The 20,251-nt window shown below is 65.8% G+C and carries 24 protein-coding genes; 13 read left to right on the top strand and 11 right to left on the bottom strand.

Going from position 1 to position 20,251, the window contains the following annotated elements; translation table 11 throughout:
• The first annotated feature begins 216 nt into the window (after window positions 1–216).
• The 7 genes from rpsF (at window position 217) to NFU08_RS15175 (ending at window position 5,979) form a co-directional block, all read left to right on the top strand.
• Entirely contained in the window at window positions 217–522 is a 306-nt protein-coding gene (gene rpsF / locus NFU08_RS15205) for a 30S ribosomal protein S6 (RefSeq protein ID WP_050683795.1), read from the top strand.
• Between the two features lie 71 nt (window positions 523–593).
• Window positions 594–1,184 carry a single-stranded DNA-binding protein gene (locus tag NFU08_RS15200; protein WP_066272611.1) on the top strand — a complete coding sequence of 197 codons (591 nt, stop codon included), beginning with the start codon at window positions 594–596 and terminating at the stop codon, window positions 1,182–1,184.
• Window positions 1,185–1,311: 127 nt separating this feature from the next.
• A complete protein-coding gene (gene rpsR, locus NFU08_RS15195; protein WP_003800144.1) occupies window positions 1,312–1,551 on the top strand; it encodes a 30S ribosomal protein S18 in 240 nt (79 codons plus the stop codon).
• Window positions 1,552–1,568: 17 nt separating this feature from the next.
• Window positions 1,569–2,021, top strand: coding sequence for a 50S ribosomal protein L9 (gene rplI, locus NFU08_RS15190; RefSeq protein ID WP_104186774.1), 453 nt, complete (start codon window positions 1,569–1,571; stop codon window positions 2,019–2,021).
• A 72-nt stretch (window positions 2,022–2,093) separates the two neighbouring features.
• Window positions 2,094–2,951, top strand: a complete 858-nt coding sequence (locus NFU08_RS15185; protein ID WP_251424479.1) for a PhzF family phenazine biosynthesis protein — start codon at window positions 2,094–2,096, stop codon at window positions 2,949–2,951.
• 84 nt (window positions 2,952–3,035) lie between these two features.
• Window positions 3,036–3,662 (top strand): FMN reductase, encoded by a 627-nt coding sequence (locus NFU08_RS15180; protein WP_251424499.1) that lies wholly within the window; start codon window positions 3,036–3,038, stop codon window positions 3,660–3,662.
• Between the two features lie 223 nt (window positions 3,663–3,885).
• The gene (locus tag NFU08_RS15175) at window positions 3,886–5,979 is read left to right on the top strand and encodes an Ig-like domain-containing protein (RefSeq protein ID WP_174177818.1); all 2,094 of its coding nucleotides are present in this window, start codon (window positions 3,886–3,888) and stop codon (window positions 5,977–5,979) included.
• Window positions 5,980–6,037: 58 nt separating this feature from the next.
• Here NFU08_RS15175 and NFU08_RS15170 read toward each other — a convergent pair whose 3' ends face one another.
• A complete protein-coding gene (locus NFU08_RS15170; RefSeq protein ID WP_251424477.1) occupies window positions 6,038–6,607 on the bottom strand; it encodes a hypothetical protein in 570 nt (189 codons plus the stop codon).
• A gap of 3 nt (window positions 6,608–6,610) precedes the next feature.
• Complete coding sequence (locus NFU08_RS15165) at window positions 6,611–6,886, bottom strand: hypothetical protein (protein ID WP_066272598.1); 276 nt, start codon at window positions 6,884–6,886, stop codon at window positions 6,611–6,613.
• A 661-nt stretch (window positions 6,887–7,547) separates the two neighbouring features.
• Between NFU08_RS15165 and dnaB the strand changes: the two genes are divergently transcribed.
• Window positions 7,548–8,930 (top strand): replicative DNA helicase, encoded by a 1,383-nt coding sequence (gene dnaB, locus NFU08_RS15160; protein ID WP_066272593.1) that lies wholly within the window; start codon window positions 7,548–7,550, stop codon window positions 8,928–8,930.
• Window positions 8,931–8,957: 27 nt separating this feature from the next.
• On the opposite strand, the gene NFU08_RS15155 is transcribed toward dnaB, so the two are convergent.
• Together NFU08_RS15155 and NFU08_RS15150 are read right to left on the bottom strand one after the other, a co-directional pair.
• Window positions 8,958–9,929, bottom strand: coding sequence for an acyl-CoA thioesterase (locus tag NFU08_RS15155; protein ID WP_251424474.1), 972 nt, complete (start codon window positions 9,927–9,929; stop codon window positions 8,958–8,960).
• 202 nt (window positions 9,930–10,131) lie between these two features.
• Window positions 10,132–10,566, bottom strand: a complete 435-nt coding sequence (locus NFU08_RS15150; RefSeq protein WP_251424472.1) for a DoxX family protein — start codon at window positions 10,564–10,566, stop codon at window positions 10,132–10,134.
• Between the two features lie 107 nt (window positions 10,567–10,673).
• Between NFU08_RS15150 and NFU08_RS15145 the strand changes: the two genes are divergently transcribed.
• From NFU08_RS15145 to NFU08_RS15135, 3 genes are all read left to right on the top strand, one after another.
• The gene (locus NFU08_RS15145) at window positions 10,674–12,026 is read left to right on the top strand and encodes an MATE family efflux transporter (protein ID WP_251424470.1); all 1,353 of its coding nucleotides are present in this window, start codon (window positions 10,674–10,676) and stop codon (window positions 12,024–12,026) included.
• A gap of 55 nt (window positions 12,027–12,081) precedes the next feature.
• Window positions 12,082–12,672, top strand: a complete 591-nt coding sequence (locus NFU08_RS15140) for a hypothetical protein (protein ID WP_251424467.1) — start codon at window positions 12,082–12,084, stop codon at window positions 12,670–12,672.
• A 104-nt stretch (window positions 12,673–12,776) separates the two neighbouring features.
• On the top strand, window positions 12,777–13,133 hold the full coding sequence (locus NFU08_RS15135) for a hypothetical protein (RefSeq protein ID WP_251424466.1): 357 nt from the start codon (window positions 12,777–12,779) through the stop codon (window positions 13,131–13,133).
• Here the strand turns inward: NFU08_RS15135 and NFU08_RS15130 are convergent.
• Complete coding sequence (locus NFU08_RS15130) at window positions 13,130–13,675, bottom strand: ABATE domain-containing protein (RefSeq protein ID WP_104186797.1); 546 nt, start codon at window positions 13,673–13,675, stop codon at window positions 13,130–13,132. The two genes, NFU08_RS15135 and NFU08_RS15130, sit on opposite strands and share 4 nt — an antisense overlap.
• Before the next feature lie 71 nt (window positions 13,676–13,746).
• On the opposite strand from NFU08_RS15130, the gene NFU08_RS15125 reads away from it, so the two are divergent.
• The gene (locus tag NFU08_RS15125; RefSeq protein WP_251424464.1) at window positions 13,747–14,799 is read left to right on the top strand and encodes a DMT family transporter; all 1,053 of its coding nucleotides are present in this window, start codon (window positions 13,747–13,749) and stop codon (window positions 14,797–14,799) included.
• 99 nt (window positions 14,800–14,898) lie between these two features.
• On the opposite strand, the gene NFU08_RS15120 is transcribed toward NFU08_RS15125, so the two are convergent.
• Complete coding sequence (locus NFU08_RS15120) at window positions 14,899–15,162, bottom strand: WXG100 family type VII secretion target (protein WP_104186801.1); 264 nt, start codon at window positions 15,160–15,162, stop codon at window positions 14,899–14,901.
• 214 nt (window positions 15,163–15,376) lie between these two features.
• On the opposite strand from NFU08_RS15120, the gene NFU08_RS15115 reads away from it, so the two are divergent.
• Window positions 15,377–15,649 carry a DUF2277 domain-containing protein gene (locus NFU08_RS15115; RefSeq protein ID WP_174177798.1) on the top strand — a complete coding sequence of 91 codons (273 nt, stop codon included), beginning with the start codon at window positions 15,377–15,379 and terminating at the stop codon, window positions 15,647–15,649.
• 23 nt (window positions 15,650–15,672) lie between these two features.
• On the opposite strand, the gene NFU08_RS15110 is transcribed toward NFU08_RS15115, so the two are convergent.
• The 5 genes from NFU08_RS15110 to NFU08_RS15090 form a co-directional block, all read right to left on the bottom strand.
• Window positions 15,673–17,970 carry a cation-translocating P-type ATPase gene (locus NFU08_RS15110; protein WP_251424462.1) on the bottom strand — a complete coding sequence of 766 codons (2,298 nt, stop codon included), beginning with the start codon at window positions 17,968–17,970 and terminating at the stop codon, window positions 15,673–15,675.
• Window positions 17,971–17,995: 25 nt separating this feature from the next.
• Complete coding sequence (locus tag NFU08_RS15105) at window positions 17,996–18,235, bottom strand: heavy-metal-associated domain-containing protein (protein WP_174177794.1); 240 nt, start codon at window positions 18,233–18,235, stop codon at window positions 17,996–17,998.
• A gap of 55 nt (window positions 18,236–18,290) precedes the next feature.
• Window positions 18,291–18,635, bottom strand: a complete 345-nt coding sequence (locus NFU08_RS15100) for a metal-sensitive transcriptional regulator (RefSeq protein ID WP_066272565.1) — start codon at window positions 18,633–18,635, stop codon at window positions 18,291–18,293.
• Between the two features lie 244 nt (window positions 18,636–18,879).
• Window positions 18,880–19,398, bottom strand: a complete 519-nt coding sequence (locus tag NFU08_RS15095; protein ID WP_251424460.1) for a universal stress protein — start codon at window positions 19,396–19,398, stop codon at window positions 18,880–18,882.
• A 67-nt stretch (window positions 19,399–19,465) separates the two neighbouring features.
• On the bottom strand, window positions 19,466–20,212 hold the full coding sequence (locus NFU08_RS15090; RefSeq protein ID WP_174177788.1) for a class F sortase: 747 nt from the start codon (window positions 20,210–20,212) through the stop codon (window positions 19,466–19,468).
• Window positions 20,213–20,251: the final 39 nt, after the last annotated feature.

Below are 20,251 nucleotides of genomic sequence, written 5' to 3'. Positions count from 1 at the left end.
TTCCACATAGGAGCCGTGGATGCTGCAACCTTCGCCAGCACGGCCATAACCTTGAGTCAAGCGCGAATCGCCTATCCGGTCCAGATGCACTAAGATATTGAAGTCTGTGCTGCGTCCTGCCTCCCTTCCGGCGGCGGGGCCTTGCATGGCATCGCAAATGAACCTCCTGTTACGGAAATGCCGTAACCGCTTAGCCCAAAGGAGGTGGGTTCACATATGCGTCCTTACGAATTGATGGTAATCATCGACCCCGAGGTCGAAGAGCGTACCGTTGAGCCGTCGCTTCAGAAGTTCCTGAACGTCATCACCAACGATGGTGGAACCATCGAAAAGGTTGACATCTGGGGCCGTCGCCGTCTGGCTTACGACATCAAGAAGAAGTCTGAAGGTATCTACGCCGTGGTGAACTTCACCGCCAAGCCGGACACCGCCAAGGAACTTGACCGCCAGCTGTCTCTTAACGAGACCATCATGCGCACCAAGATCACCCGCCCCGAAGAGCAGAAGGTTGTTGCTGAGTAATTTCAGCACCGATTCTTCATTCTTTACCGCAGGAACGCACCCTTCACCCAGGATCAACAAGGAGGCAGTAGATGGCAGGCGAGACCACCATTACGGTCATCGGTAATCTCACCAATGATCCGGAATTGCGGTTCACACCGTCCGGTTCAGCAGTAGCGAACTTCACCATCGCTTCCACCCCGCGTACCTTTGATCGCCAGTCCAACGAGTGGAAGGACGGGGAAACCCTGTTCCTCCGCGCCGCTGTCTGGCGTGAAGCAGCCGAGAACGTCGCCGAGTCCCTGACCAAGGGCATGCGTGTGATTGTGACCGGCCGCCTGAAGAGCCGTTCCTACGAAACAAAAGAAGGCGAAAAGCGCACCGTTATCGAGCTTGAGGTCGACGAAATCGGCCCCAGCCTGCGCTACGCCAATGCAAAGGTCAACCGCACCCAGCGCTCCGGCGCTGGGGGTGCCGGAAGCGGCGCCCAGGGTGGCTTCGGCGGCGGCAACAGCGGCGGCGGCTTCGGAGGCGGCAACTCTGGTGGAAACCAGGGCGGCAACTCCGGTGGAGGCTGGGGCGGCGGCAACCAGCAGGCTGCGCAGGACGACCCCTGGGCAACGCCCGGCGTCTCCAACGCAGGCGGCTGGGGCAACGGCCCCGATTCCGAACCTCCCTTCTAAACACCCCATTAAGGCCCGACGCCGGGACAGCCGAAAGTGCCTCCAGGCACCGAGGTGACTGCCGCCGTCGGACCACCACCATCCCGTGGATCAACATCCACGGGCTCCCTAGAATAGGAGCTCCACGATGGCTAAGGCTGAACTCCGTAAGCCCAAACCAAAGTCCAACCCCTTGAAGGCCGCTGACATCACTGTCATCGACTACAAGGACGTAGCATTGCTGCGCAAGTTCATCTCCGACCGCGGAAAGATCCGCGCCCGTCGCGTCACTGGCGTCACGGTGCAGGAACAGCGCAAGATCGCTCAGGCAATCAAGAACGCCCGCGAAGTTGCTCTGCTGCCTTACTCCGGCGCTGGCCGCGGCTAAGGAAGGGATTAACTAACATGGCAAAGCTCATTCTGACCCACGAAGTAACCGGTCTCGGTGCTGCTGGCGACGTTGTCGAGGTCAAGGACGGTTACGCACGTAACTACCTGCTGCCGCGCAACTTCGCCCTGACCTGGTCGAAGGGTGGCGAAAAGCAGGTTGAGTCCATCAAGGCTGCCCGCGCTGCCCGCGAGCACGCTTCCCTGGAAGATGCTCAGAAGCAGGCTGCTGCACTGTCCTCCAAGCCGGTCAAGCTCGTCGTCAAGGCCGGCGAAACCGGACGCCTGTTCGGCACCGTCAAGCAGGGCGACGTCGCTGACGCCGTCGAGGCCGCTGGCCTCGGCAGCATCGACAAGCGCAAGGTTGAACTGCCCGTGCACATCAAGTCGGTAGGTTCCTACCAGGCCAACGTCCGTCTGCACGAGGATGTTGCCGCTGTCATCGAACTCGATGTCGTGGCTGGCAAGTAGTCCCTGACTGCTGGAAAGACCCCCGCTGCCGGATTCCGGCGGCGGGGGTCTTTTGCTTGATAGCTTCGTACGGTGAACAGCACCGAAATTCCAGCCCGCAGCCGCCCGTTCCACCAGGTCGACGTCTTCTCCAGCGAGGCCTACCGCGGAAACCCGCTCGCCGTCGTCGCTGATGCAGAGGGGCTGACGCCGCAGCGGATGCAGCAGTTCGCCAACTGGACCAACCTGGCGGAGACCACGTTCCTGTTGCCCCCCACCGATCCGCGTGCGGACTACCGGGTGCGGATCTTTACCGGAAGTGAGGAATTCCCCTTCGCCGGTCACCCCACGCTGGGGTCTGCCCACACGTGGCTTGAGTGTGGGGGAACGCCGCAATCGGAGGACTTCGTGGTCCAGGAGTGCGGTGCGGGGCTGGTCCGCGTCAAGCGCGACGACGGGGGACTCGCCTTCGCAGCTCCCCCCTTGACCCGTTGTGGTCCGGTGGACGGGGCCATCCGGAGCCGGATCGCTGCGGGGCTCCGCCTGCCTGAAACCGATGTGGTGGATGCGTCGTGGCTGGTGAATGGCCCGGAGTGGATCGGTGTGCTGCTGGGTTCCGCGGAGCATGTCAGGGCTGTGAGGCCTGACCTCGCGGCCCTGGGCAATCTCAAGATCGGGATTATCGGTCCGGGGCGGGCGGATGGCGGCGCAGACTTCGAAGTCCGCACGTTCATCCCGGGCGACGCCATGGTGGAGGATCCCGTCACCGGCAGTTTTAATGCGGGTGCGGCGCAGTGGCTGATCGGCAGCAACAGGGCTCCGCGTGAGTACGTGGCGGCCCAGGGGACAGCCCTGGGCCGCGCAGGCCGCGTCCATATCAAAGCGGACGACGGCGGCATTTGGGTGGGTGGACACTCCACCACCTGCATCCGGGGGTCAGTGCTTCTCTAGCGGGAATACCCCGTTGCCTCCTGCTGTTCACCATGTAGATGCATATGCATATATGCTGGAATGATCGAGCAACAGGAGAATGCCATGGAGACCCGCCGCATCACAGTCCTTTCCGCCGGACTCGGCGTACCGTCGTCGAGCAGGCTGCTGGCAGACCAGCTGGCCGCCGCAGCCGAGCGGCACCTGACCGGCGCCGGCCTCAGCGTGCGGGTGGACGTCGTCGAGCTCCGCGACCTGGCCGTGGACATCGCCAACAATTTCGTCACTGGTTACGCCGCACCCCGGCTGGCCGAGGTGATAGCAGGCGTGGAAGCCTCGGACGGGATCATCGCGGTGACGCCGGTGTTCAGCGCGTCCTACAGCGGCCTGTTCAAATCCTTTATCGACGTCCTTGACCCCAAGTCACTGGACGACAAGGCCGTCCTGCTGGGCGCTACCGGCGGCACGGACCGCCACCAGATGGTCCTGGATTACGCCCTGCGCCCGCTGTTCAGCTACCTGCGCACCAGGATTGTTGCCACGGGCGTCTTTGCGGGTCCGCAGGACTGGGGCACCACGGACGACGGCGGCTCTTCACTTTCGGACCGCATCGACCGGGCGGCAGGGGAGTTTACGCGGCTCCTCGAGGGGCCCCAGCCGGGCCGGAAGCCCGCTCCGATGGAGTCCCTCCCTTTCGAGCAGCTGCTGGCCGGCATCTCCGGAAACGGGTGACGCCCGCCGCCCCGCATGAGGCAATGTCCCTTTCGAATTAGGGGTTGCAATTAACGTTTGCACGGTTGACACTGAACGAGCGTGGGGAACCGATGTTCAACTCCGGGGAGCGCACATGGGCGGACATGTCAGAGGTCGGCGTTTTCATGCTGTCAGCCGGGGAGGTGCTTGCCCCGATGATGCGCGACCCCCCCGGCCACGCACCCCATGGCTCACTGCACTGATGGCCGCGCTGATGCTTGCCCTCGGTGCTGTGGTGGTTCCGGTGGGGGCGTCGGCGGCCGAGGGTGACGTGGGGGTCGAGGGCCCGTCCCACTCGGGTACGGGAACGCCGACGGGCACCAAGCGGGCGACAAGTGCGTTGTGGTTCAACGATGGCCTCTGGTGGGGGAACCTCTGGGACACGGCCAGTTCGGATTTCCATATCTTCCGGTTCAATGCCGCCACGAGCGCGTGGGTTGATACCGGAGTGGCAACGGATACCCGGGCGAACACCCATCATGACGTGCTGTGGGACGGGACAACGCTCTTTGTGGCGAGCTACCGGTTTGTCAACGACGGTTTGCCGGCTGAGCCCAATTTCCCGTCGACGATGCGGCGGTTCAGCTACGATCCAAGTACAAAGACGTACTCGCTGCAGAGCGCTACAAACATCAACAACTATCGCGTTGAGACCCTGTCAATCGACAAGGATTCGACCGGCCGCGTGTGGGCCACCTGGCAGCAGGGAAACCGTATCTACCTCAATGTCACGGGCACGGACGGCGCGACCTGGGGGACACCCTTCCCGCATCCCGCGGCGCTGAGCAACGTGTCTGTCGACGACTCGTCCGCGGTGATCGCGTTCGGCCCCGGCAGGATAGGCGTGATGTGGAGCCGGCAGGTCGATGATTCCTCCGACGGCATGTACTGGAGCTACCACGTGGATGGCGCCTCGAATACCGACTGGACTGCGCCAGAGGCTGCTGTCTCGGGACAGCGCAGCGGTGACGACCATATGAACCTGAAATGGCTTGACTCCTCGGGCGGCCGGGTCTTCGCCGCCATCAAGACGTCGTTCACCTCGGCAGCCCAGCCGCTGATCCAGCTCTTGGCGTTGAACGGAACCACATGGTCGGCTAATACGATCGCGACTGTGGCCGAGTGCCCCAACCGGGTGATCGTCCTGATCGACGAGAGCACCCAAATGTTGCGGACCTTCGCCACCTATCCGAAGCCAAGCGGCACCACGAACGCCGGCGTCTGCACCAGTTCAGGCGGTGCGATCTACGAGAAGTCCACGCCGCTGGCCAACATCAGCTTCAGCACCGCCAAGACTGCCCGGATCGTCGATGCCGACCAGTATGTCCACAACGTGACGTCGACGAAGCAGAACCTCAACAGCTTGGCGCGGGGCACAGCCAGCAGCGGCCTGCTGCTGCTCGCGGATGTGAACGCCACCAGCCGGTACTGGCACTTTTATGATCCCAGTGGGGGCAGCGGTGGTGGCGATACAACCGCTCCGGTGGTGACGGGCACATCCCCCGCTGATGGTGCCACCGGCGTGGCGGTGTCCGCGGACGTGACTGCCACGTTCTCCGAGGCGATGGATACGTCGACCGTTGGGTCGGGCACATTTACCTTGGAGTCCGGGACGGGGGCGGTGGCAGCCTCGGTGACCCTCAACAGCGCAGGCAACGTCGCGACGCTGAACCCTGGTTCGGACCTGGCGGCCGGCACCGTGTACACGGCCACGATCGAGGGCGGGTCCACCGGGGTCAAGGATGCCGCCGGGAACGCGCTGGCCTCGGACAAGACGTGGACGTTCACGACGGCCTCGGCGGGTGGCGGCGGCACACCGGAAACCGTCACGCTCACGGCCACGGCGGACAGTTACGTGGCGGGAACATCGACGGCGACGAACTACGGGTCAAGTACCCTGCTGGGAGTGGACAAGAGCCCAGTGGAGGTCACCTACCTGAAGTTCGACCTGTCGGCGTACGCGGGCCGCACCCTGGAGAGCGCGACACTGCAGCTGCGCAGCGCCGGGAGCGGGTCCAAAGGTATGCAGAGCGTCAAGCTGGTGGCCGATGACACCTGGACGGAGGGCGGGATCACGTACACCAACCGCCCCGCGCTGGGGAGCAGCATCGCGACATTCGGCCCGACGACGGCCAACACCAGCTACAACGTTCCGCTCACGCTGGCAGGCCTGGCCGGTGAGCTCGGCCAGCAGCTTTCGCTGGGCCTGGATACCGGCAGCAGCGACGGCCTGGACCTCAGCTCCAAGGAGGCCGGCAGCGCGGCCGCACCCAAGCTCGTCCTGACGCTGAGGTAGCCGTGCAGCACGAGAAGGCGTCTGCCCGACCAAGGCTGGATGAACTGCCCGGAAGGCCTTAGTCGTCCAGCAGTTCGATGAACTCCCGGGCCTGCTTCATGGAAATATCGGAGTGCCGCGTAAGGGCCGAGGCGGCAGCCTCCGTGTCGCCGTTGCGGGCGAGGGTGCGGATCCGGCCATAGATTTCGTCGTTAAGCATGTTGCTGCTGACCTCGCGGGTCACGTCACCCTTGCTGGCAATGGCGCGGTAGCGGTACGGGAACCGCTGCGGCTCGTCATCGTCGTCTTCAGTCTCGGCAGGGGACGCCTCCGCGCCACGGTACGGTTGCGGGTGCGCTGCAAGCGCTCCAACGGCATCGCGTGAGGCGCGCAGTCCGTCGCCGGTGGCTTCGTAGTACAGCTTGATGGCGGCCATGGCCTGGCCCTGTGCGATCAGGGCGTAGAGCCGCCGGTGTTCGTCCTCGGAAAGTTTGGCAGACGCTGTGCGGGCCAGGTCGGCCGCGGTGGCTGCGGGTGCCTGCGGCTGGGCGCCCGCGGAGGCCTTCCGCCTGCTGATGGCGCGGGCCGCCAACGTGACTCCGGCAGCCACGGCCAGGAAGATGAGGACAGGGACCACAAGCGATTCCATTTTCTAACGCCGTTCTGTGTACTTCCTGGCAGGGGCCAGATCTGAATGCATCGCCTGGGTATTTTGGCTTGGCCGCGTGATGGACTCCAGGCGTGCCCGGGCCGCCGTGGCGGCCTGGACCTGGGCAGCATAGTGCTGCGCTGACCGCTCGGCCAGGTCACGCTGGTATTTCTCGGCATCGGACAAGCCCGTGTCCCGCGGACTGAGGGCCGTGGCAAGACCCCAAATGAGCGCCACCAACACAATCGCCGGCAGCAGTACCAGCAGTAGTTCGCCCATGTATAGAGCTTATGCCAGATCCGGTTTATCCACAGCAGTATTCACCTCTGCGCATACTGCACGGTTCACTGAGCCGTCACGCGGGGACGCAGGTGGCACCTGCCGGCTGCGGCCGGGCATGAAGTACATCACGGACCCGGGAGGAGCGGTTTTCCTTGACTGGCCGCGCCACGGGCTGTGGATGAAATTACCCGGAAGAAATATTTGCTCCACATGCCAGCGGGGGTGTTTCCGCAGGTCAGGGGCGCTGAGGCCGCAAAACTTTTTTCCTGTCCACAGCCTTTCCCACAGGCTGTGCACAAGCTATGGCCCTTAGTGCACAGGTTTTCCACAGGGGCTGGCGGCTGTTGACTTTGCCCCTGCGGCACGGGGGACTAGCGTAGCGGGGTACCTGTTTTTCAGGGCTCCTGTGGTTCCGGATGGATGCCGACAACAGCAGCCGTAGAACCTCTGGAGCCCAAAGAAGAAGCCCATTGTGGAAAACCTGTGGATATGGGTATAACTCTCGAAATCCGCGGCGGCAGGGCTGGATGCCCAGCAAGTGTCAGACCCCGCTGGTACACCTGGACGGGTAGCGGATCCCGGCTTTCGGGCAACGCCCCAGCAGGACGGTTAACCACCGGTGCCACCAAGGCCCCGGCTCACATGGAGGACGGCAGCTTTGTCAATCGCGCACCTGGATCCGGTAGAGACGACCCGCGGATCTGAAGCCAGCCGCAAGCCGCCGCAGGACATCCCCGCCGAGCAGTCCGTGCTGGGCGGCATGATGCTGTCCAAGGATGCCATCGCCGACGTCGTGGAAATTCTTCGCGGCCAGGACTTCTACCGCCCGGCGCACGAAACCATTTACGAGGCCATCATCGACCTCTATGGCCGCGGTGAGCCCGCGGACGCCGTGACCGTCTCCGATGAGCTCACCAAGCGCGCAGAGATCAACAGGATCGGCGGCCCTGCCTACCTGCACGAGCTGATCCAGACCGTGCCCACCGCTGCCAACGCCGGCTACTACGCCGAGATCGTGGCTGAGCGGGCCGTGCTCCGGCGGCTCGTGAACGCCGGCACCAAGATCGTCCAGCTGGGTTACGGCTCCGACGGCGAGGTGGAGGACCTGGTGAACCAGGCCCAGGCCGAGGTGTACGCGGTGGCAGAGCGCCGCACTGCCGAGGACTACGTCGTCCTGAAGGACGTTATGGAGTCCACGGTGGATGAGATCGAAGCCTCCGGCCACCGCGGTGAGGGCATGACCGGCGTGCCCACGGGCTTCTACGAACTCGATGAGCTCACCCACGGCCTGCACCCAGGCCAAATGATTGTGATTGCGGCCCGCCCGGCTGTGGGTAAATCCACCTTCGCGCTGGACTTCGCCCGCTCGGCAGCCATCAAGAACAACCTGGCCACCGTGATGTTCTCGCTCGAAATGGGCCGGAACGAGATCGCCATGCGCCTCCTGTCCGCCGAGGCCACCATCGGGCTGCAGGACCTTCGCAAGGGCACCATCAAGGACGAGCAGTGGTCCAAGATCGCCACCACCATGGGCCGGATGAATGATGCCCCGCTCTTCATCGATGACAGCCCCAACATGTCGCTGATGGAGATCCGGGCAAAGTGCCGGCGCCTGAAGCAGCAGCACGATCTCAAACTGGTGATCCTCGACTACCTGCAGCTGATGAGCTCCGGCAAGAAGGTCGAGTCCCGCCAGCAGGAGGTCTCCGAGTTCTCACGTGCACTGAAGCTCCTGGCCAAGGAGCTCCAGGTCCCCGTGATCGCGCTGTCACAGCTCAACCGTGGCTCTGAGCAGCGCCAGGACAAGCGGCCCATGGTCTCCGACCTCCGCGAATCGGGTTCCATCGAGCAGGACGCCGACATGGTGATCCTGCTTCACCGTGAGGACGTCTACGACAAGGAATCCCCCCGCGCCGGGGAAGCTGACATCCTTGTGGCCAAGCACCGTAACGGCCCCACCAAGGACATCGTGGTTGCCTTCCAGGGCCACTACTCCCGGTTCGCCAACATGGCAGCCGACGCCGGCGGCGGGGGCTTCTAGGATCATCCTCCGCCTGGTGCCCCGGGCCTAGCCTTGGGCCAGCAGGTGGTTGGGCAGCCGGTTTCCCGGTGCAGTTCCCCGGATTTCCAGCAGTTCGCGGGCATGGGCGTGCAGTCTCTTGTCCTCTTCGCTGGCCGGCACCCAGGGGGGTACGGGGACGGAGTTGCCGTCGGCGTCGCGCGCCACCATCACCGTCAGGCAGTACGTGGTGAGGTTCATCTCGCGGCTCTTGGGATCGCCTGAACGGACATGTACGGCAATGTGCATACCCTTGGTGCCGGTGTAGACGAGCCGCGCCTCCACCTCCACCACGTGGCCAATCAGCAGCGGACGGTAGAACCGGACGCCGCCGGAGAAGACCGCCACGGTGTCCATGCCGCAGTACCGGGAGGCGCACACGTAGGCGGCCTCGTCGATCCACTTCATGACGATCCCGCCGTGGACCTTGCCGCCCCAGTTCACGTCGGTGGGTGCGGCCATGAACCGTAAGGTCACCCGTTCGGCCGTTCCCGCATCCGTATATTCCTGACGGTTCATGGCTTCGACGATCTGTTCACGCACCTTGATGCGTGCCAGGGCGTGGTCCCGCTGTTCGATCTCTTGGGCGGTGACGGGTTGGAACTGCTGTACCGGGATCGGTTTTCCGTCCTCGCCCACAGCAACGAAGATCACCATGCACTGGCTTCGCATGGTGGCCGGACCGCCCTTGGGATCCCCGGAGGAAACTACGGTGCGGATGTGCATCGACGACCGTCCGGTGTAGACGATGGTGGCCTCGACCTCCACCATGTCGCCGCTGTTGACGGGATCGGCGAAGTGGATGTTTCCCACGTAGGCGGTGACACAGTAGGACTTCGCCCACCCCACGGCTGCGGCATAGGCTGCCTTGTCCACCCACTCCAGGACAGTTCCGGCGTCCACGGAGCCGCTGTGGCCCACATCCGTGGGAGCGGCCAGAAAGCGGAGTGTCACTGAGTTGGAGGCAGGCGTCTCGGTCATGCTGTGATCATACTGACGGCCGGTGTTACCCCCCGGTCGGTGACTCCCGCAAGGCTGTTGAGGCAGCATCAGCCACACCCGGGTGTCGCAGGTGACCGGGGCGGTTGCGGGGCCTGGTGGCGGGTTAACGGCCGACGGCGGACGCGCACCAGGGTGCCCATCCGCCGTCGCGCCTTTCCGGATCCGAGCCGGAGGTGGTGGCTCAGGCCAGGACGGCAAGCTTTGAGTTGCTCCGGCCGAAGAGGGCGCGGTCCAACGACGCGCGGCCTGCGCCGGTCAGTGCCAGGGCAAAAGCTCCAGCTGCGAGGAGCAGCACCAGCTCATACCCGCCGTTGGCGGCAAAAACTCCGGCCGGGGCATGCACCAGGAAGAGGGCGCCAAGCATGTTCAGGGCCAGCAGGGCGGCCACCACGCGGGTGAGGATGCCCAGGACCAGGGCAATGCCTCCTGCAAACTCCAGCACGGCAACGGCCGGGGCGGCAATTTCCGCTGCCGGAACGCCCATCTTGGCGAACGAGGCCTGCGTTCCTGCGATGGTCCATTCGTTGAACTTCTGCCACCCGTGGGCTGCAAAAAGGAAGCCCAGGACAATCCGGAGGGCAGTGATGGCGGTAGTGGTGAGTCGTGACTGATTCATGGTTCCAGTGTCCATCGTGAATACTTGAAGAGTCAACTATTTACTTCATAATGTGTTCCTTGTCATGCAAGTCTGACTGCCTGCGGCTGGCCGATTAGGCTGGCAGCGTGCCTTACCTGCCTGCCTCCGCCACCGCTGCGCCGCGCAAGGGGCAGGCCCGCGACATCCTTCGGCTGGCTGTTCCGGCGTTCGGCGCGCTGGTGGCGGAACCCCTGTTCCTGCTTGCCGATTCCGCCATCATTGGCCACCTTGGAGTGGCGCAGCTGGCCGGGGTCGGACTGGCATCGGCGGTGCTGCATACCGCAGTGGGCCTGATGGTTTTCCTGGCCTACTCGACCACTCCCGCCGTGGCGCGTGCCATCGGCGACGGCCAGCTGGGGAAAGCCCTGGCGGCCGGGCGCGACGGCGTGTGGCTGGCGCTGCTGCTCGGCGTGGTCCTCGCCGTGGCCGGCTTCCTGGCGGCGGATCCGCTGGTCGGACTCCTGGGGGCGGACGGCGAGGTGCGCGCCTTCGCCGTCGATTACCTGCGCTGGTCCATGCCGGGGCTGGTGGCAATGCTGCTCATCTTTGCCGGCACGGGCCTCCTCCGCGGACTGCAGGACACCCGGACGCCGCTGGTGGTGGCCACTGCCGGGTTCGCCCTGAACATCGTGCTGAACCTGTGGCTTGTGTACGGGCTGGGATGGTCCGTGACCGGCTCGGCGGTGGGTACCAGCGTGGCGCAGTGGGCCATGGCCGGTGTCTACCTTCTCATCGTCCGACGGAATGCCGTACGCAGCGGGGTGGGCCTGCTGCCCAGCTGGCGGGGCATCCGCAGCACGGCGCGCGTGGGATCCTGGCTGATGCTGCGCACCCTGAGCCTCAGGATCGCCATCCTGGCGACGGTGGTTGTGGTTACCTCGCAGGGCGCTGTCAACCTTGCCGCCCACCAGCTGGCAATGACCATATTTTCCTTCCTGGCGTTTGCCCTGGATGCGCTGGCCATTGCCGCCCAGGCACTAATCGGCAAGGAGCTGGGGGCCTCGAATGCCGGCAAGGCACGGCTCCTCACCGGAACCATGGTCCGTTGGGGCCTTGGCTTTGGCGCAGTGACTGGACTTCTCCTGGCGGTGGCGGCCCCGTGGGCCGGTGCCCTCTTCACCTCCGATCCCCAGGTGAGGTCGGCACTGGCCCTCGCCCTGTGGGTCCTCGCCGCGGGCCAGCCCCTCGCCGGCTATGTCTTCGTCCTGGACGGGGTGCTGATCGGTGCCGGGGACGCCAGGTACCTTGCCCTGGCCGGCGTCATGAATCTCGCCGCCTACGTGCCGATGCTTGCGGCCGTTGCATTGCTGGGAGCCGGGGGCGGCGCGGGCCTGGCCTGGCTGTGGGCCGCCTTTGCCCTCGGCTACATGGCGGCCCGCGCCGTGACGCTCGGCCTGCGTGCCCGGTCGGACCGCTGGATGGTGCTCGGGTCCGCATGAGTGCCCCGGGATCCCCAAAGTTCGGCCGGTGGCGCGCCGCCACTAAACTGGACCGGTGACGCAACCAAGGACACCCGCAGGCACCACTTCCGGAACCGACGCCAGGCCCGGCCTTTGGCGGCCGGTCCTGCTCCGCTCGGCGGCCGCCCTGGTGTTCGGTGCCCTCACCATCTTTTGGGCGGCGCCCTCCATCGAGGTCATGGGATGGGCCGGAGGGCTGTACCTTCTGGCCACCGGCGTGCTGCTGCTCCGCACTGTTCCCGCCGCCGGGCTGCCCCAGGGAGCCGCGCCGGGCAAGATGCTCGCGGCCGCGGGTGCGGTGATGGCCGGCGCGGGATTTTCCCTGGTGCTGATGCATGGGGACCTGCTGTTTGGCGTGGTCGCTGCCGTGGGCCTCGGCCTGGCGGGAGCGCTTGAGCTGGCCATCGGGCTGACGCTCCGCGGCCGCCATGACCTGGCCCGCGACTGGATCACTTCCGGAATTATTGGCCTCGGCACCGCAGCCCTCCTGCCGTTCTTTATCGGGCTGGGCGCCCACGCGCTGCTGGGAGTGGCCGGCGGAGGAGCGATCATTTCGGGTGTCCTGTGGGTCCTGTCAGGCCTGACCCTCCGGTACGATGCCCGCAGCGCCGCCGGTAACCCGTAAACTAGGAAAGCGCGGTTCTACTTCTTGTAGAAAAATTTGCCGGGCAAACCACCGCAACACTTAAACCAGGCCGGCCGGCGTGCCACCTGCAGGGAGGAACCACCGTGGCAGACCAGCATCCAGGAAAACCGCGCAAGCTGCGGACCTCGGTGAGGGGCCCGCTGATGTTCTCCGCGTTCTGGGCCGTGATCGCTTTCCTTGCCGTCGTCATCTTCGCTTCCGGCGGCAGCGCCCGAGCCCCCCGCTTTGACCTGGCCTTCACCGCGGCCGGCATCGCATTCATCGTCACGCTGGTGGTGGCGGCGATGCTCGCCATGAGCCACAAGGAGAACGCGGAGCACCTGGGCAAAGGCTCCGGCGTGAACCTCAGTTCAGCCCGGAAGCCGTCCCACGGCTTCGGCGCAGCTCCGGGCCCGCAGGACCCGCCGGCCGACGGCACGGACACCCGGGGCAGCCACTAGCCGGTGGCCGCCTGCCGCGCCCGGTAGGCGGCGACGTGCGCGCGGTTGGCGCAGTTGCCGGTATCGCAGTAGCGCTTCGACCTGTTCCGGCTGAGGTCCAGGACGGCAGCATCACAATCCTCCGCCTCGCAGGTCCGCATCCGGTCCATCTCCTTGCCGCGGATGACGTCCGCCAGGGCCATTGCGGCCTCGGTGCTCATCCTGTACACCAGCGGAGCCTCCGGCGTGGTGGCGTGCAGGTGCCAGTCCCAGTCGTCGTGCTTGACCAGCTGGGGCAAGGCGCGTGCCTCCCGCAAGAGGCGGTTTACCGTCTCCACCGCGGCATCTTCGTCTGCCGTCCACAGCTCAGAAAGCTCGTGGCGCAGGCGGCGGACGCTTTCCAGCTCATCCCCGTCCCGGGTGCGGGACCCGCTGAAGCCCTCGGCTGCCAGGAACCGGTCCAGGTCCGCCTGGGTGGCAAGGCCCTCGCTCCCGTTCGCAGCTGAATTGACCAGGTTCACCACGGTCCGCAGCGCCACCTCAGTGTCAGGGGCAAAAACCATCTTGACTCCTTACAGCGCCGTCCCGTACTGTCATGACCATAACCCATTTTACTCCTGACAGGAGCCGATCAATGTCCGCTGCACGCAGCGCGCCCGGCCGTCTGCCCGTGGCCAGGCGCGGCTTCCTCGCCTCCGGCCTGGGCATCGCACTCTTTTCATCCGCGGTCTTCGGCCTTTCCGGGTCCTTCGCCAAGGCCCTCCTGGAATCGGGATGGACTCCGGGGGCGGCCGTTACGGCACGGCTCACCGGCGCAGCCCTGATCCTCGCCGTGCCCGCCATCCCCGCTCTGAGGGGCCGCTGGCATCAACTGCGGGACAACTGGGTGACCATCGCGCTGTTCGGGCTGATCGGCGTCGCAGCCTGCCAGCTTTTCTACTTCAACGCAGTCGCGAGGCTGTCGGTAGGCGTGGCGCTGCTCCTCGAATACCTTGCCCCGGTGATCATTGTGCTCTGGCTCTGGGCCGCCAGCCGGAAGCGGCCGCGGCTGCTGACCTTTGGCGGGACGCTGCTGTCCCTCGCCGGCCTGGTCCTGGTCCTGGACCTGACCGGGGCCGTCAAGATTGACGTTGTTGGCGTCCTTTGGGGCATGGCCGCTGCCGTGTGCCTTGCCATCTACTTCTTCATCACCGCAAAGGAGAATGACACACTCCCGCCCATCGTGCTGGCCTCGGGCGGGCTGTTTGTCGGTGCCGCCGTGATGTGGCTTGCGGCTGCCACCGGCCTGCTGCCCATGGCATTCAGCACGGCCGACACCAGGCTGGGACCCTGGATCACGCCCTGGTGGGTGTCACTGGCGGGGCTCGTGGTCCTGGCGACAGTGCTGGCCTACGTCTCCGGCATCATGGCCGCACGGGCGCTGGGCTCCAAGGTGGCGTCGTTCGTGTCGCTGACCGAGGTCCTCTTCGCCGTCGTGTGGGCGTGGCTGCTGCTCGGCGAACTGCCCGGGGCCATCCAACTCCTGGGCGGCGTCCTGATCGTTGGAGGCGTAGTCCTGGTCCGGGTCGATGAGCTGCGCGGTCCGGGGGCCGGCCGCGCAACACGCGGGGAGGAGCCGCCCGGCCAGGAACTGCCCAGGGCAGCGTCGCCGCTGGAACACGCGAACGACGTCGAACCCGTTCCTTAGCGTGTACGGCACCGGGCGGACAGGACATTAACCGCGGCGGGTCCGGACACCCCCGGGGTGTCCGGACCCGCCTGACGGACCGTGCGCAGTGCGCAGGGACTAGTTGGAGGCCTGCTCCTGCTGTTCGGCGTTGCGCTTGGCCTTGGTGCCGGCTTCCCTGAGCGCGTCGGCAACCTTGGTCAGCATGGTGGTGTGGGTACCGGACCATTCGTCACGGAACTTGTCCGCGTCCGGGCCCTTCCAGTTGGTGCTCTGCAGAAGGCTGTTGAGATTGGACTTCTGGTTGTCGATCTCGGTTGCACCTGCCTGAAGCTTGCTGCCCAGCTGACGAAGCTGCTGAACGTCTGCACCCCAAATAGCCATCAGTTTCTCCTCATAGAATCGTGGATCCGAACCAGGTCGGCATCCCCCTCGGCCCCCCGGCTCATCCGGAAGATCCATTGCCTAAAACCTACCCCGGCCGCTGAGGCAGCGTCGATGGGCAGCCCTGCCCATGCCGGGCTCCCCATGGCCGGTGCTTGCGCGAACCGCTCCGAAGGGGGTCGATCCCAGGCGTTCCAGAGCCTAGCATGGCTGTATGTGCCGGAATATCCGAACCCTCCACAACTTCGAACCGCACGCCACTTCGGAGGAAGTGCACGCCGCCGCCCTGCAGTACGTGCGCAAGATCAGCGGCAGCACCAAGCCGTCCAAGGCCAACCAGGAAGCCTTTGATGAGGCCGTCCACGAGATCGCCCACATCACCCAGCACCTCCTGGACGCCCTGGTTTCGCAGGCGCCGCCCAAGGACCGGGAAGCCGAGGCAGCCAAGGCCAGGGCGCGGGCAGCCGTACGCTACGGCGCCGCCTGAGCGCAGAGGATGCGTCGCCCGGTCTAGCTGGCCGGCGGCTGCTTGCCGAAGCTTCGCAGGCGCAGCGAGTTGGCCACCACCAGGACCGAGCTGGCGGCCATGGCGGCCCCGGCGATCATCGGGTTGAGCAGGCCCAGGGCAGCCACCGGGATGCCCACGGCGTTGTAGAAGAATGCCCAGAAGAGGTTGGTCTTGATGGTGGCCAGGGTCCTGCGGGAGAGTTCGATGGCCTGCGCCACCTGGGCAAGGTTATTGCCCATCACCGTCAGGTCCGCGGCTTCGATGGCCACGTCCGTGCCGGAACCCATCGCAATACCCAGGTCAGCCTGGGCCAGTGCGGCAGCGTCATTCACGCCGTCTCCGGCCATGGCCACGGTGGCACCGCCGGCCTGGAGCCTGCGCACCGCCTCCACTTTCCCTTCGGGCAGGACCCCCGCGTAGACGTCTTCCTTGGCTATGCCGACGGCGGCCGCCACCTGGGCTGCAACGGCCGCGTTATCACCGGTGAGCAGGATGGGGCGCAGGCCCAGCCGCTTCAGGTGCGCAATGGCGGCGGCGGAACCGTCCTTGAAGGTGTCCCGGAGGCTGATGATGCCGGCAACAAGGCCGTCCACGGCAACCCAGATGGCGGTGGCGCCGGAGGCTTCCGCAGCTGCCAGTGAGGCCTGCTGCTCCTGCGGGATGGTGATGTTGTTCTGCTCCAGCCAGCCTGTCCGGCCCGCCAGGACCACCCTGCCCTCGACGGTGCCGGTAACGCCGCCGCCGGGCGCGGAACGGAAGCCTTCCACGGCAGGGAGGGTGCCGTCGTCGTCCGCTGTGGGCAACCCCGTGGTATCCGCACGGGCCGCGGCAGTGATGGCCCTGGCCACCGGGTGCTCCGATGCTGCCTCCACGGCCCCCGCCAGGCGCAGCACCTCGCCTTCCCCGAAGTTCCCGAAGGCAACCGTCGCGTCCACGGCGAGAACGCCGGTGGTCACGGTCCCGGTCTTGTCCAGCAAAATGGTGTCAACGGTGCGGGTGTCCTCCAGAACCTGCGGCCCTTTGATGAGGATTCCCAGCTGGGCGCCGCGCCCCGTTCCCGTCAGCAGGCCAACCGGGGTGGCGAGGCCCAGCGCGCACGGGCAGGCAATCACCAGGACGGCGACGGCGGCGGTGAACGCCGAGCGGAGGTCGTCGCTGCCCACGTCCGGTCCCGTGAAGAGGAGCCAGAGGACGAACGTGAGCGCGGCAATGGCCAGGACCACCGGAACAAAGACTGAACTGATGCGGTCAGCGAGGCGGGCGATGGGTGCCTTGCCGGTCTGCGCCTGCGACACGAGCCGTGCCATTTGGGCAAGGGTCGTCTCGGAGCCAACGCGGGTTGCACGCACCAGCAGGCGGCCCGAGGTGTTGATGGTGGCGCCCGTGACACGGCTTCCCGGGCCTACCTCCACGGGCACCGATTCGCCGGTCACCAGTGAAGCGTCCACGGCCGAGTCCCCATCCGTCACCACGCCGTCGGTGGCGATCTTTTCGCCGGGGCGGACCACCAGGACATCATCCACCTGCAGGAGGTCGGCCCGGATGCGCTGTTCCTTGCCGTCACGGAGGACGGTGGCATCCTTGGCGCCCAGGTTCAGGAGTGCATGCAGGGCATCGCCGGCCTTTTGCTTGGCATTGGCCTCAAGGAAGCGGCCCAGGAGCAGGAACGTGGTGACGACGGCGGCCACCTCAAAGTAGAGGCCGCCGGTTTCCATGCCTTCCATCCCCGGATGTTCAGTCATGCGGGGATCCGCAAACAGCTGCCACGCGGAGAACAGGTACGCCGCCGTCACACCGATGGACACCAGCGTGTCCATGGTGGACGCGAGGTGGCGGGCGTTGACCGCCGCGGCCCGGTGGAACGGCCACGCTGCCCACGTCACCACAGGCAGGGCCAGGAGGGCTGCCACCCAGCCCCAGTGCGGGAACTGGGCTGCCGGCACCATCGAGATGACGAAAACGGGGACTGTCAGAACCGCGGCAAGGATCAGGCGGGGGCGAAGCTTCGCTGCGGACAGGTCCCCGGTTTCACCTGCAGGGCCTTGGCCCTGCTTGAGTGGCTGGCGGACGGTTGCCTTGTACCCCGCGGCTTCCACTGTTGCCGTGATCTGCTCGTCAGTGATGCCTGCCGGAACCGTCACGTGGGCTGATTCCAGGGGCAGGTTGACCGAGGCCTGCACGCCGTCGAGCTTGCCAAGTTTCTTCTCCACCCGGTTGACGCAGGAGGCGCAGGTCATGCCCTCGATGTCGAGTTCCACCACCCGGGTGGCGGGCCGGCGGAGGAGTTCCTGGTTGCTCATGGGGTTCCCTGCTTCAGTGGCGTTCTTAGGCTTCGTTGGCGACGACGAGGTAGCCGGCTTCGGCGACCGCTTCCCCGATCTCTGAAGGGGACAGCTCCGAGCTGGAGGTGATGGTCACTGTGGAGATGCCTCCGGCGTTCAGTTCCACCGACACCTCTTCGACGCCGGCCAGCGCTTCGAGTTCTTCGCTGACCGCCGAAACGCAGTGGCCGCAGGTCATTCCCGAGACGCTGACCCGTGTGGTGGTGGGGGAGGTGGTGCTCATGGCTGCTCCTTCAGGTTTGCCGGCGGTAACCGGCGCTTGTTGGGTAGGTTCTTTGTCAGCGGAGCAGCCGGCCGATGGCGTCGGCGGCTTCCTTGACCTTGGCGTCGATAGCGTCGGCACGGGCTGCCGGGTCCGGTTCGGAAGCCGCGCCCACTACGCAGTGGCCGATGTGCTCTTCCACCAGGCCAAGGCTGACGGCGTGCAGGGCCTTGGTGACGGCCGCAACCTGGGTGAGGATGTCAATGCAGTACTTGTCCTCATCCACCATGCGCGCGATCCCGCGGACCTGGCCCTCGATGCGCTTGAGCCGGCGGAGGTAGGCCTCCTTGTTGCCCGTATAGCCGTGCGGCGGCTGCAGGTCTGCAGCGTGTCCGCTGACTGCTTCTTCGATTCCGCTCATGACCACACCATATACCCCCTTGGGGTATACCCACAAGTACCCCTGGGGGGTATGAAGTGCTCGGGGCGTCTTCGCAACCCGGGCACAAAAAAGCTCCGGAGTGCGTTATTGGGGGATACGCACTCCGGAGCAGCTTTTGGGCAATACCCGGGTTCCATCCTGTTGGAACCCGTCTTGCTTGAATCAGCTTACTGGCTGGTAGTCCGGTCCGCCAGCACCCCGAATAAGTACTTTCGCTTTAGTTTCACGGCCGGTCGTCGTGGGCAGGCATCCGGTAGGGAACTATGAGGACAGGCCTGCTCTGGTGGTGCGTGAGCCAGGCACCCACGGACCCGCTGACGGCTTCTGCCAGGCGATGGGAGAAGCCACGCTCAGAGGTTCCCACGATGATCATCGGCGCGTCGTTTTCGGCTGCGAGCCGGGCGAGGGCGCGGGCGGGATCCCCGGCGAGGGTCTGCAGGGTCCATTCCGCCGCCGCAGTACCGGGCGGGACGCCGGCCACCGCCGCTTCGATTGCGGACTTGAGTTCCAGCGCCACGGCACCGATGTTTGCGTCGTCCGTGTCGGGGTGCAGGGAGAGCCGGTGGGCGGGCCGCGCAGGGTCCCAGTCCACCAGGAAGCTGGCCTCGTCCACATAGGCGCAGAGCAACCGCGTCCCCAGGCGGGCGGCGAGTGAGACGGCGGTCTGCAGGACCTCAACGTGCTGTCCGGGTGCGATGCCCACCACCAGGGGAGGGTTGCTGTTCATCTGTTCCGGGCTCATAGCTTATTTTCAGCCTCCTTGAATGCTCTTGGATAGGGCGGGTGGAGAGCGCGTGCCTTTCGGGCCGTCAGGGAATGGCGGGCGAGGCCGTGACAACCACGTTTTTTCCCCACGGGTCCTCCGTGTAGCAGCTGATCAGGACCAGCCGGTTCGGCACGATCTCCCAAACGGGGCTGTCCTTGAGGGTGGCCTTGAGGTACGTGGTGACGGTGTCCACCTGGTAGGCGATGGTGCCGGCAGCCGTGTCCACCTCAAACCGGTCACCCACTGCTGCCGCTGAACTCAGGTGGTTGAAGGGTGCCTCCGCGCCGTCCCAGCTGTGTCCGATGACGTAGGTGGTGTTGGCCGAACCGTGGCCGGGGGTGCCGAAGGGCGCCAGCCAGTAGCCGTCCTTGGTTTCGGGCGGCACAACGGTCTGTTTGGCCCGGGCGTCGCTGTCCAGGTCCAGGCGGTGGACAGGGACGTCGAAGCCGGCGGACGGGTACCGGATACGGAGCGGCTCGGCGGCTTCGGGCAGCAGGGGGGCCGGGGCAGGACTGGCGGTGGAGTCGAAAGGCGCGGCGGTTCCTTCCGCTGGACCCGTAACCGCGATGGGCGCCGGGTCCGTGGCCGGGACGCCGGCGGCGGTTGGCTTCGCCGCCGTTATGGACCCCTGCGCGCTGCCACCAGGGGCTGAGTGCGTCAGGAGCGGTGCGCCGAAGCTGATGGACAGGAACGCCAGGATGCCGCACATGAGAATGGCCAGGTCCCCACGGTTCCAGCGCCGCGGTGCGCGCTTCGCGCCCACTGCGTGCCGGCTGGGGACCTTGGCCATGGTGCTCCTCGATATTTTGACGAAGGGAGGAATAGACGA

Source organism: Pseudarthrobacter sp. NCCP-2145 (assembly GCF_023708005.1).
Lineage (GTDB): Bacteria > Actinomycetota > Actinomycetes > Actinomycetales > Micrococcaceae > Arthrobacter > Arthrobacter oxydans.
Note: the sequence above shows the minus strand (reverse complement) of the source record. Positions and strands in the feature narration are given on the sequence as shown.

What these genes read in the sequence shown, in the direction of transcription:
- rpsF (WP_050683795.1), top strand. Translation starts at nt 217, where the DNA reads ATGCGTCCTTACGAATTGATGGTAATCATCGACCCCGAGGTCGAAGAG.
- NFU08_RS15200 (WP_066272611.1), top strand. Translation starts at nt 594, where the DNA reads ATGGCAGGCGAGACCACCATTACGGTCATCGGTAATCTCACCAATGAT.
- rpsR (WP_003800144.1), top strand. Translation starts at nt 1,312, where the DNA reads ATGGCTAAGGCTGAACTCCGTAAGCCCAAACCAAAGTCCAACCCCTTG.
- rplI (WP_104186774.1), top strand. Translation starts at nt 1,569, where the DNA reads ATGGCAAAGCTCATTCTGACCCACGAAGTAACCGGTCTCGGTGCTGCT.
- NFU08_RS15180 (WP_251424499.1), top strand. Translation starts at nt 3,036, where the DNA reads ATGGAGACCCGCCGCATCACAGTCCTTTCCGCCGGACTCGGCGTACCG.
- NFU08_RS15175 (WP_174177818.1), top strand. Translation starts at nt 3,886, where the DNA reads ATGGCCGCGCTGATGCTTGCCCTCGGTGCTGTGGTGGTTCCGGTGGGG.
- NFU08_RS15170 (WP_251424477.1), bottom strand. Translation starts at nt 6,607, where the DNA reads ATGGAATCGCTTGTGGTCCCTGTCCTCATCTTCCTGGCCGTGGCTGCC.
- NFU08_RS15165 (WP_066272598.1), bottom strand. Translation starts at nt 6,886, where the DNA reads ATGGGCGAACTACTGCTGGTACTGCTGCCGGCGATTGTGTTGGTGGCG.
- NFU08_RS15155 (WP_251424474.1), bottom strand. Translation starts at nt 9,929, where the DNA reads ATGACCGAGACGCCTGCCTCCAACTCAGTGACACTCCGCTTTCTGGCC.
- NFU08_RS15150 (WP_251424472.1), bottom strand. Translation starts at nt 10,566, where the DNA reads ATGAATCAGTCACGACTCACCACTACCGCCATCACTGCCCTCCGGATT.
- NFU08_RS15130 (WP_104186797.1), bottom strand. Translation starts at nt 13,675, where the DNA reads ATGGTTTTTGCCCCTGACACTGAGGTGGCGCTGCGGACCGTGGTGAAC.
- NFU08_RS15125 (WP_251424464.1), top strand. Translation starts at nt 13,747, where the DNA reads ATGTCCGCTGCACGCAGCGCGCCCGGCCGTCTGCCCGTGGCCAGGCGC.
- NFU08_RS15120 (WP_104186801.1), bottom strand. Translation starts at nt 15,162, where the DNA reads ATGGCTATTTGGGGTGCAGACGTTCAGCAGCTTCGTCAGCTGGGCAGC.
- NFU08_RS15115 (WP_174177798.1), top strand. Translation starts at nt 15,377, where the DNA reads ATGTGCCGGAATATCCGAACCCTCCACAACTTCGAACCGCACGCCACT.
- NFU08_RS15110 (WP_251424462.1), bottom strand. Translation starts at nt 17,970, where the DNA reads ATGAGCAACCAGGAACTCCTCCGCCGGCCCGCCACCCGGGTGGTGGAA.
- NFU08_RS15105 (WP_174177794.1), bottom strand. Translation starts at nt 18,235, where the DNA reads ATGAGCACCACCTCCCCCACCACCACACGGGTCAGCGTCTCGGGAATG.
- NFU08_RS15100 (WP_066272565.1), bottom strand. Translation starts at nt 18,635, where the DNA reads ATGAGCGGAATCGAAGAAGCAGTCAGCGGACACGCTGCAGACCTGCAG.
- NFU08_RS15095 (WP_251424460.1), bottom strand. Translation starts at nt 19,398, where the DNA reads ATGAGCCCGGAACAGATGAACAGCAACCCTCCCCTGGTGGTGGGCATC.
- NFU08_RS15090 (WP_174177788.1), bottom strand. Translation starts at nt 20,212, where the DNA reads ATGGCCAAGGTCCCCAGCCGGCACGCAGTGGGCGCGAAGCGCGCACCG.